Source organism: Devosia sp., assembly GCF_041917035.1.
Lineage (GTDB): Bacteria > Pseudomonadota > Alphaproteobacteria > Rhizobiales > Devosiaceae > Devosia_A.
Window position 1 is genome coordinate 1 of sequence record NZ_JAYRYM010000160.1, and the last position, 8,934, is coordinate 8,934.

The following is an 8,934-nucleotide window of genomic DNA, read 5'->3' on the forward strand; positions in this document are numbered from 1 at the left end:
TCGAAGGTGAGCAGCTCGGGCCAGTTGAACAGGTGCCCCTGCCGGATTTCCGGCAATGTCTTCAGCGAGGTGACGATCATCACCCACAGCGGCAGGAGGAAGAACACGGCCGAGATGATCAGGAAGGCATAGACGCCGATGCGGCTCGCGGTGAGCTTACGGGGCTTGGGGCCGCGGGCCGAAATGGCGCCGACGGAGGGAACAGCTAGGTTGGTCATTATGCCCTGCCCGCCTTGCGGTTCGCGTTCCAGCGCACCAGATACTGCAGCCCGATCAGCACCATGACCGGCAGCAGCATCATGGTGGCGGCCGCCATGCCCTGGCCGACATTGACGCGGTCGGTGATGTGCTGGATGACGTAGATGGCCGGCATCTGCGTCGAGACGCCCGGGCCGCCCTGCGTCATGGCGATCACGATGTCGAAGACGCGCACGACGCCGGTGCACTGCAGGATGAAGGCCGTGGCGATGGCGCCGCGCATCATCGGCAGCACCACGAACAGATATGTCTTCCAGGTGGGAATGCCGTCCACCTTGGCAGCCTTCCAGATCTCGCTGTCGACGCCGCGAAGCCCGGCCAGCATGATCGCCATGGTGACCCCGACGCCGTTCCACAGCCCGCCGAGCACGACGCCGTAGAGGGCCGTCTCCTGCTTGACCAGCGGTGCGAACTCGAAGCTCGTCCAGCCCATCTGGCGCACCGCGGACTGGATCCCGAGATTGGGATCGAACATCCACTGCCAGACCAGCCCCGTGACGACCAGCGACATGGCGAACGGATAGAGGAATATGGAGCGGAACAGGTCTTCCTGCCGGATGCGCTGATCCATGAAGACCGCAAGCAGGTAGCCGAACACCATACCGCCGAAGATCGACAGAACCCCGAACACCGCGACGTTCTGGACCGAGATGATCCAGCGATCGGTGGACCAGAGCCGCTGGTACTGCGACCAGCCGATGAAATTGAAGTTGGGGAACAGCTTGGAGTTGGTGAACGACCAGATGATCGAGAAGATGATGCAGATGATGAACACGCCGACGGCGGTGGCGATCATCGGCGTCGTGCCGAGCACGGACTGGAAATTGAAGCTCTTCCGCAGTCGTGGCTTTCGCCGCGCCGACGCACCGGCAAAGCCGGCCGCAGCGGTTCCGCCACTCTGGGCGATCTGGGTCATTATGGGCTCCCCGCGTTGAGACTGGTCCCCGGGTTCTTGCTGCCCGGGTATCTGCCAGAACGAAAATCGGGCGGCGCTACGCTGCGCCGCCCGACACGTTAGCTCAATCAGTCGGCGTTCTGAAGGATCGAAACGTACTGCTCGACAGCCGCATCGACGGTCATCGCATCGTCGGCCCAGAACTGCGCGGCGAGGTCGTTCATCTGTCCGGTGGTGTCGTTGGACAGCCAGCGGCCCGCATCCTGCGCCACGTTCTTCTCGTCGCCGATGATCGCCAGACCCTTCTTCATGCAGTCGTCGGCGAGCGACATGTCGACGTCGTCACGCACCGGCATGGAGCCCTTGGCGTTGTTGAACAGTGCCTGGACCTGCGGGTTGATCATCATCGAGGCCATCTTCAGCTGCGCCGCCTCGACAGCCGGGTCCGACTGCTTGGGGAACAGGAAGATATCGCCGCCGGTGGTCACGGTCGGCGCAGCGGTCGGCAGCGCCAGGCAGGCATAGTCGACGCCCGGCTTCTCGCCGGCCACGCCGAACTCGCCACGGGCCCAGTCGCCCATGATCTGCAGTGCGGCCTGGTCGGTCACGACGAGGTTGGTGGTGTCGTTCCAGTTACGGTTTGCCGAACCGGCATCCGAGTACTGCTTGAACTCGCGCCACTTGGTGAACACGGCCGGCATCTCGGCCTTGGCCAGGTCGAGGTCCTTGTCCTTGAGGATCTTCTCACGCTTCTCGACGCCGAGCATAGAGGTCTGCAGCACGCCGAAGGCGCCCGAGATCTGCCAGGACTCGCCACCGATGGCGAAGGGGATCACGCCGGCGGCCTGCAGCGTCGGCGCAGACGCCAGGAACTCCTCGAAGCTGTTCGGGAGCGCCACGCCGGCTTTCTCGAACGCCGGGATCGAGGCCCAGGCCCAGTTCCACGAGTGGATGTTCACCGGCACGCACCACCAGTGGCCATCGACGAGGCACGCCGCGGAAATCGACGCCGGACGGATGATGCCGCCCCAGTTTTCCTTGGTCGCCAGATCGGTGAGGTCGAGCAGCATGCCGCCGGCGATCAGTTCTTCGTACTGACGGCCGGGGTTGAACTGCGCCGCACCCGGCGGATCGCCACCGAGAATGCGCTGCAGGGTCGCCGAGCGGGCGTTTTCGCCGCCGGCGATCGCGGTATCCACCCACTTGTCGCCACCGAGGGCGTCGAACTCACGGGCGAAGACCGACACGGCGGCCTGTTCGCCACCCGACGTCCACCAGTGAATGACTTCGACGTCCGCGGCGCGCACCGCGGTGCTGCCAAGCAGGGCGGCGGCCACAACGGCCACCACCGACACGACTGACTTCATAATGTTGTCCTCCCAACGTTCACCCGGGAGCGATGCGCCCCCTGCGAAATGCACCGGTCAAACGGGAGTCCCTTCAGACGGGAAGCCTCCTGAGCCGGCTGCGTGTAATCGATTACACGAAGTCTTATGTGACTTCAATGCAATCGATTGCACCAGTCTCAGACATTCCTTGCGCATGTGTCAAGGTCGATTTAGAGAGGTGCCGTTGGCAGCGATGAGGGAGCGCTGCGCGCGATGATGCCGACCAAGAAAACGCCGACAATTCAGGACGTTGCCAAACACGCAAAAGTGTCCGCCGCGACCGTCAGCCGGGTCCTCAGCATGCCCGACAGGGTGTCCGAGACGACCCGCGAACGGGTTCACGCCGCCGTACGCGACACCGGCTACACGATCAATCAGGCCGCCCGCTCGCTCAGGCTTCGGGCTGCCCGGACGATTCTGATGGCGGCCCCCAATATCGGCAATCCGTTCTACTCCACCATCCTCGACGCGGTGATCCGGGAGGCCTCTGGCCGCGGCTACAGCGTGCTGGTCGCGAGCCGGATCGGCGATGACCCGAACCGCTGGCTGTCCGACTATCTGCTGTCCAACCGCGCCGACGGATTGCTGCTGTTCGACGGCTCGCTCGACACCAACCGCCTGCACGGTCTCGACCAGGGCGGCGTCGGATTGCCGCTGGTGGCGGCCTATGACGAGCCGCCGGATCCTCAGGTCTACTCGGTGATCACCGACAACCGACTTGCCGCCATGCGGGCAGTCCGTCACCTCATCGAGCTTGGGCACCGCGACATCGGTCACGTCATCGGCCCCTCGCGGAACCAGAGCCGCAACGAGCGGCTGAACGGCTTCGAGGCGGCGATGGGCGAAGCGGGTCTGGCGGTCAATCCCGCCTGGATCGTCCAGGGAAACTACAACATGGAAAGCGGCATGGCCGCCGCGGAACGCATGCTGCAGTCCGGTTCGATGCCGACGTCCGTATTCGCCGGCAACGACGAAATGGCCATCGGCTTCATCCATCGGGCGCGCAGGGCCGGTCTCGAATGCCCGCGCGACATCTCGATTGTCGGCTTTGACGATATCGCGGTCGCCCCCTATTTCGATCCGCCGCTGACCACCATGCGGCAACCGCGCACCGAGATCGGCGAGCGCGCCACGGGCATGCTCATCGACATCATAGAGGGCGCCATGCCCGAGAAAGAACCGGTACACGTCGTCCTCGAGGCCGAACTCGTCATCAGGGAGAGTGCGCGCAGGGTCGGTTGACTTCGGGTCGGGTCGCTGCGGCGCCCCGGATCACGGGTGATGATCGTCGTCGCCCAGGTGAATGTGGGCATGCGCGTGCCGATGCTCGTGCGTGTGCACGATCGCCTCGACGACACGCCCTGCCCTCAGCGTCACCGTCCGCGTGGCGAGGCGCGCGGCAAAGCGCGGATCGTGGGACACGAGGATCATCGCCTGGTCCAGCGACAGCAGCAGCCGGCACAGGCGTTCGTGCGCCGCCTCGTCCAGCCCGGTGGTCGGTTCGTCGAGCAGCAGCACGTCCGGCTGCATGGCCAGCACCGAGGCGATGGCGACCAGGCGCTTCTCGCCGCCCGACAGTCGATGCGTCACGCGTTCCGCGAAATCCGCCATCCCGACGCGCTCGAGAGTCTCGAGGGCGATCGTCCGCGACTCGGAGTCCGAGCGGCCGAGGTTGAGGGGACCGAAGGCCACGTCTTCGATCACCGTCGGGCAGAACAGCTGGTCGTCCGAATCCTGGAAGACGAGGCCGGCGCGGATGCGGACCTCGTGGAAATCGGCCTCCCTGCTGCGCACCGCGCCGAACGCCTCGATGCTGCCGGCGGAGATGGGCAGCAGCCCGGCGATGACGTGCAGCAGCGTGCTCTTGCCGGCTCCGTTCGGACCCAGCAGCACCAGCCGTTCGCCGGGCATCAGCACCAGATCCGCCTCGGCGAGGACCGGCCGCCCGGCATAACCGGCCGACACCTGCCGAAGTGCGATCAGCGGTTCGCTCATCCCAGCACCTCGAGGCCGATGAGGCCGCCGACGGCGAGCCCGACGACGGCGAGGAACGTCAGGTCCTGCGCCCGCAGGGGTGTCTGCGCCGGCACCGGAAACCGGCCGGAATACCCTCGGCACAGCATGGCCCGGTGGACCCGCTCGGCGCGCTCGAGGCTGCGCACCAGCATCATGCCCACGAGGTAGCCGAGGCTGCGCCAGGTATGCAGGTTGCTGCGCAGGCGGAAGCCCCGCACCCGCATGGCCGTTCGCAACCGGCGGTACTCGTCGCCGAGGGTGGCGATGTAGCGCATCGTCAGGTTGAGCAGAGTGGTGATCCCCGCAGGCATTCCGAGGCCCGACATTGCCGCTGCGAGACGTCGGCTGCCCATGCCCCACAGCAGGGCCGTGATCACCAGCACCGCCGCATGGAGCCGCACGATGATCACCAGCGCCCGGCCAAGCCCCTCGAGAGACGCCACCAACCCGAAGACGGCAAACACCGGTTGCCCGGGCACGACGAATGGCAGGGTCAGGAGCAGCGCCAGGAGAAAGCCCTCCGCCACGGCCATGCGCCGCAGGATCTCGCCGATCGGGATGCGCGCCGCCACCACCGCGAGCACGCCGATCCCGAAGGCCGCTGCCAGCGGCAGCGGCCGGTCGAGAAATGGCAGCACCACCAGCAATGCCAGCCCCCCGGCCAGACGCACGCGCGGATCGCGGGCACCGATCCCCGCGCGCTCACGACCCTCGACGAAAAGGGCGCCGAGCGAGGTACCTCCGCTCATGGCCGCTTCCGCCGCGAGGCGAACAGCGCCCAGGCGCCAAAGGCGCCGAAGATGATCCCGGTCGTGCCGAGGATGTCGCGGAAGGCGAGGGTCTCGCGCAGGGTGTCGATCTCGTCCAGCAGCGGCGCCAGCTGGCGAGCGACGGCCGCCTCCATCGCTGCGCCGTCGCCGGTCGACGTTGCAGCGCCGCTCCCGGCGATCTCGACCGGCGGCACTGGTCCATCCGCCGCCCCACCGCCCTCCCCGACCGTGGTCGCCACCGGCAGCGTGTCGGCAAAGCGACCGTCCGCGATCACGAAATCGGCCCGATGCCCGTCCTGCGCGTCGGCGGTGATCCGGTAGGTATCGCGGACGCTGACCGCGAAGCTGAACCGGCCTTCGGGCGCCGACGTCCGTGTCGTCGTCACGATCTCCCCTGCCCCGTTGTAGAGGGCCACGGGCACATCCTGTGCGGCTCCGCCGCCAACGAAGTAGACGCGACCCTCGATCGCCGTTCCGACGACGGCGGCAAACACCTTGAGCTTGTGCGCCATCGCCGGGCCGGCACCCGCGACCAGCACGACGAGGACGGCAAGCACCAGTCGCATCGCGCTACGCAAGGCCGGTCGCCTGCAGCGGGCGCAGCGCCTCCGGCATGACGCGCACGAGGAAGATCACCGCAAAACCGCTGACCAGCGCCTCGCCGATCATCAGCGGCACATAGGTCAGTAGCACCACGGGAGCCGACGCGAGGTAGCTTGCGTCGCTCAGCCCGAGGACCGCGATCACTAGGAAAGCCGAGGTCGCGATGGAAAGGGCGGCCGCCAGCGCCGCCAGCAGGCCCCTGGTCGCCGGGCGCTTCGCCGACAGGGTCGGATTGCGGAACACGGTGGCCCAGAGCAGGCCTGGCAGGGCGATGTTCATCGTCGTCACGCCAAGCGTCGCAATCCCGCCGAACCCGAAAAAGACCGCCTGCAGGATCAGCCCGACGAAAACGGCCGGCACGATGGCCCAGCCCAGTACCAGGCCCATCAGCGCCGACAGCACGAGGTGGACGCTGGTGGCGCCGATCGGCACATTGATCAGGCTGACGACGAAGAACGCGGCGGAAACGACGGCAACCCGGGGCAATTCGGCACTGCGTACCCTGGGCAGCGCCACCGCCAGCGCAGCGGCGGCCACGACGCTACCGCCAATCAGCACGGGAACCGATACGACTCCGTCCGGGATGTGCATGTCGACCGGCCCTGGCTATTGCATGTCGACCGCATTGACCCAGATCAGCCCCCCCAGTTCGACCGGCTGCATCGCGCCGCTCGGATCGGGAAGCTGGTAGTCGGCCTCGACCAGGGCGGCAAAGCCCCACCAGCCGGCCCTGGGGAGCGCGTAGTGGAACACGCCGTTGCCGTCCGCTTTGATCACCTGCGTGACGAAGGCATCGCCCGGAGGCGTGACCGAGCCGTCATTGACCCACTCCACCTCGATCTCCGCAAAGGGCACGGGCGCCCCGTCCTGCCGGACGACACCGGAGAACAGGTTCCCTGTCCAAAGCCCATAGGGCCGCACCAGTGGCTCGATCTCGACCGGCAGCCCCACCGGCTCGGCCCAGCCATCGCCCCAGTCATAGGCATCGACGATGACCTTGGAGTAGTGGATGATTGACTTGCCTTCCGCCGGTTCCCAGTAGGGCGCGGGCTCGACGAAGAAGATGTAGTTGCCGGGCTCGGCCGGGGTGTAGCTGGCCGACCAGGCCTGCTTGCCATCGACGCTGGTCTCGACGAGGCTCCCCAGCAGATCCGTCTCCACGCTTCCCGACTTGACGCCGAAGCGGGTGGGCCTCGTCATTTCCATCGTCGGCCCGCGGTCCATCGGATGGGTGAAGACGAGCGCGAGCGACAACGCCTCCTGTTCGCCGCCGTACCGATCGGTGCTCGGAAGGATCTCCTGGAAATGTGCCGAGGCATCGCCGGCGGTCATCACGCTCAGCAATGCCCCCAGCACGATCGCGCTCGGGATCGGCAGGGCCTGGGTCGGACGTGCCGCGCTGGTCTTGATCATGGCTTCGCTCCCGGTTTGCGGATTCGCACCGATCCGCCGCGCTGCTGGCAAATCGGACTGTCGCGGACGATAGGCAGCCCCCGGTATGATGTCCAGACGAAAAGATCACACCGACTGAGGCGAGCTCGCGCTGGATGCGGTGCACCGGCCTGCCGTGGCGCCGCGCTAGGTCGTCTGCAGCGGCCGCAAGTCGGGCGACGCGGCCCGCCTGGCCGACAGCTCGGACAGCATCGCCTCGGTTCCCGCCGCACGCGGATCGCTGTCGCCGTACGCCGTCGGTCTGAGCATGCCGGAAACATCGCGCTCGGCCAGCGGACCCAACATGTAGCGGACGTATTTCTTGATCGTCGCGCGCGGCGCCAGGTAGGCGCCCAGCCTGCCCCGCCCCAGTCCGAGCGCCTGCAGTGCCCGGAACACCGGTCGGCGCCAGACATTGCGCAGGCTGCGATCGGTGATGTTCTTGCGAACCTCGATTGTCCCGTCGCGCCCCGAACGCGGGAAGAAGCACAGGTGCAGGTTGCGCAGATCGCAGTCCTGCCAGCTCTCCGCTGCGGCGCGATCGAGCCAGCTGTCGTGCGAATGGCCGGGCCGGAGCACCGGGCGGCCGTGCAGGCGCTGGGTGTCCTCGTGCCAGCTTTCGATCAGCGCGAAGTTGTAGAGCTTGGTTGCAGCCACCGCGTGCGGCGTGGCGTAGCCGGTCGCCCGGCCGGCCGCGATGTCGACGAGGCTGGCGTGCAGCGAGTGACCGGTAATGCTCCAGTTACGCGAATAGGCTCCGGCCAGCAGTTTCCCGCGCAGCTGCAGCAGCGCGTCCCGATCGTAGATTTCGTCGCCGTCGAGGCCGAACACCCAGACCGGCTTGCCCAGGTAGGGCTGGACGTACCTGTTGGTGTGCAGTGCTCTGGGCTCGCGGATCACCCGGATCTTGGCATGGCGCGCCGCCAGGGTGGCGATCCGCTCGGGCGTCGAGTCACGGCTGCCATTGTCGATCAGCAGCATCTCGTCGCAGAAGTCGATGGCATTGCCGACGGCCCAGGCCAGGAAGTTCTCCTCGTCCCGGACGAGCACGATACCGACGATCCGAATGGTCATGGCGAGGTCCGGCTGCTGCGGCAAGTCCATGATCCCTAATGGATAAAACCTTAGCTGTTAAGCACGCCGCTTAAGCGTAAACGAAGGCTCCGGGGGATAAGCTCACGATACTCCTCTATTCTCGGCGTCGCCATTCCCCGGAGCTGCCTGATGTCTGCCAGCAAGAGCCGCCTAGATTGGGTCGACGCCGCCAAGGGCCTGTCGATCATCCTCGTCGTGATGATGCACTCCGCCTACGGGGTGGGAGAGGATCTCGCCGATACCGGCATCCTTCACTACATCATAGGCTGGGCGACCCCGTTCCGGATGCCGGAGTTCTTCCTCATCTCCGGGCTCTTCCTCAGCCAGGTGATCGCCCGGCCGTGGAGGCTGTTCGCCGACCGGCGCATCGTCCACTACCTCTACTTCTACGCCCTGTGGGCCGTGCTGCAGATCGCCTTCAAGGTCGGGCTGGGCACCGGCGATCTGGGCACCGCCGGCGGCCAGATGCTCACCGCGA

The 8,934-nt window shown here is 66.6% G+C and carries 10 protein-coding genes and 1 pseudogene; 2 read left to right on the forward strand and 9 right to left on the reverse strand.

The genetic code is table 11. The annotated features are described in order from the left end of the window. The 3 genes and pseudogenes from ACE3TU_RS15305 to ACE3TU_RS15315 all read right to left on the reverse strand — a co-directional run. Positions 1-218, reverse strand: a pseudogene (locus ACE3TU_RS15305) (carbohydrate ABC transporter permease); the annotation flags it as partial. Further along, positions 218-1,174: a carbohydrate ABC transporter permease gene (locus ACE3TU_RS15310; protein WP_374625688.1), complete on the reverse strand. Its 957-nt coding sequence runs from the start codon at positions 1,172-1,174 to the stop codon at positions 218-220. The pseudogene ACE3TU_RS15305 and the gene ACE3TU_RS15310, both read right to left, overlap by 1 nt. A gap of 107 nt (positions 1,175-1,281) precedes the next feature. Beyond that, positions 1,282-2,520: an ABC transporter substrate-binding protein gene (locus tag ACE3TU_RS15315; RefSeq protein WP_374625690.1), complete on the reverse strand. Its 1,239-nt coding sequence runs from the start codon at positions 2,518-2,520 to the stop codon at positions 1,282-1,284. Between the two features lie 237 nt (positions 2,521-2,757). Between ACE3TU_RS15315 and ACE3TU_RS15320 the strand changes: the two genes are divergently transcribed. After that, entirely contained in the window at positions 2,758-3,783 is a 1,026-nt protein-coding gene (locus ACE3TU_RS15320; protein ID WP_374625692.1) for a LacI family DNA-binding transcriptional regulator, read from the forward strand. Positions 3,784-3,813: 30 nt separating this feature from the next. Here the strand turns inward: ACE3TU_RS15320 and ACE3TU_RS15325 are convergent, their stop codons facing one another. From ACE3TU_RS15325 to ACE3TU_RS15350, 6 genes are all read right to left on the reverse strand, one after another. Beyond that, a complete protein-coding gene (locus ACE3TU_RS15325) occupies positions 3,814-4,536 on the reverse strand; it encodes an energy-coupling factor ABC transporter ATP-binding protein (protein WP_374625694.1) in 723 nt (240 codons plus the stop codon). After that, a complete protein-coding gene (gene cbiQ, locus ACE3TU_RS15330; RefSeq protein WP_374625696.1) occupies positions 4,533-5,306 on the reverse strand; it encodes a cobalt ECF transporter T component CbiQ in 774 nt (257 codons plus the stop codon). The genes ACE3TU_RS15325 and cbiQ overlap by 4 nt, the downstream gene beginning before the upstream one ends. Beyond that, the gene (locus tag ACE3TU_RS15335; protein WP_374625698.1) at positions 5,303-5,905 is read right to left on the reverse strand and encodes a hypothetical protein; all 603 of its coding nucleotides are present in this window, start codon (positions 5,903-5,905) and stop codon (positions 5,303-5,305) included. Before ACE3TU_RS15335 ends, cbiQ begins: the two co-directional genes overlap by 4 nt. Then, on the reverse strand, positions 5,898-6,521 hold the full coding sequence (gene cbiM, locus ACE3TU_RS15340; protein WP_374625700.1) for a cobalt transporter CbiM: 624 nt from the start codon (positions 6,519-6,521) through the stop codon (positions 5,898-5,900). The genes ACE3TU_RS15335 and cbiM overlap by 8 nt, the downstream gene beginning before the upstream one ends. A 15-nt stretch (positions 6,522-6,536) precedes the next feature. Continuing rightward, positions 6,537-7,262 carry a DUF4198 domain-containing protein gene (locus tag ACE3TU_RS15345; protein WP_374625705.1) on the reverse strand — a complete coding sequence of 242 codons (726 nt, stop codon included), beginning with the start codon at positions 7,260-7,262 and terminating at the stop codon, positions 6,537-6,539. A 246-nt stretch (positions 7,263-7,508) separates the two neighbouring features. Continuing rightward, entirely contained in the window at positions 7,509-8,435 is a 927-nt protein-coding gene (locus ACE3TU_RS15350; RefSeq protein ID WP_374625702.1) for a glycosyltransferase, read from the reverse strand. Positions 8,436-8,585: 150 nt separating this feature from the next. Here ACE3TU_RS15350 and ACE3TU_RS15355 point away from each other — a divergent pair. Continuing rightward, on the forward strand, positions 8,586-8,934 hold a 349-nt coding region (locus ACE3TU_RS15355), incomplete at its 3' end, for an acyltransferase family protein (protein WP_374625704.1).

Coding starts and splice junctions, on each gene's coding strand:
- ACE3TU_RS15325 (WP_374625694.1), bottom strand. CDS start 4,536: ATGAGCGAACCGCTGATCGCACTTCGGCAGGTGTCGGCCGGTTATGCC.
- ACE3TU_RS15320 (WP_374625692.1), top strand. CDS start 2,758: ATGCCGACCAAGAAAACGCCGACAATTCAGGACGTTGCCAAACACGCA.
- ACE3TU_RS15350 (WP_374625702.1), bottom strand. CDS start 8,435: ATGACCATTCGGATCGTCGGTATCGTGCTCGTCCGGGACGAGGAGAAC.
- cbiM (WP_374625700.1), bottom strand. CDS start 6,521: ATGCACATCCCGGACGGAGTCGTATCGGTTCCCGTGCTGATTGGCGGT.
- ACE3TU_RS15345 (WP_374625705.1), bottom strand. CDS start 7,262: ATGACCGCCGGCGATGCCTCGGCACATTTCCAGGAGATCCTTCCGAGC.
- cbiQ (WP_374625696.1), bottom strand. CDS start 5,306: ATGAGCGGAGGTACCTCGCTCGGCGCCCTTTTCGTCGAGGGTCGTGAG.
- ACE3TU_RS15315 (WP_374625690.1), bottom strand. CDS start 2,520: ATGAAGTCAGTCGTGTCGGTGGTGGCCGTTGTGGCCGCCGCCCTGCTT.
- ACE3TU_RS15310 (WP_374625688.1), bottom strand. CDS start 1,174: ATGACCCAGATCGCCCAGAGTGGCGGAACCGCTGCGGCCGGCTTTGCC.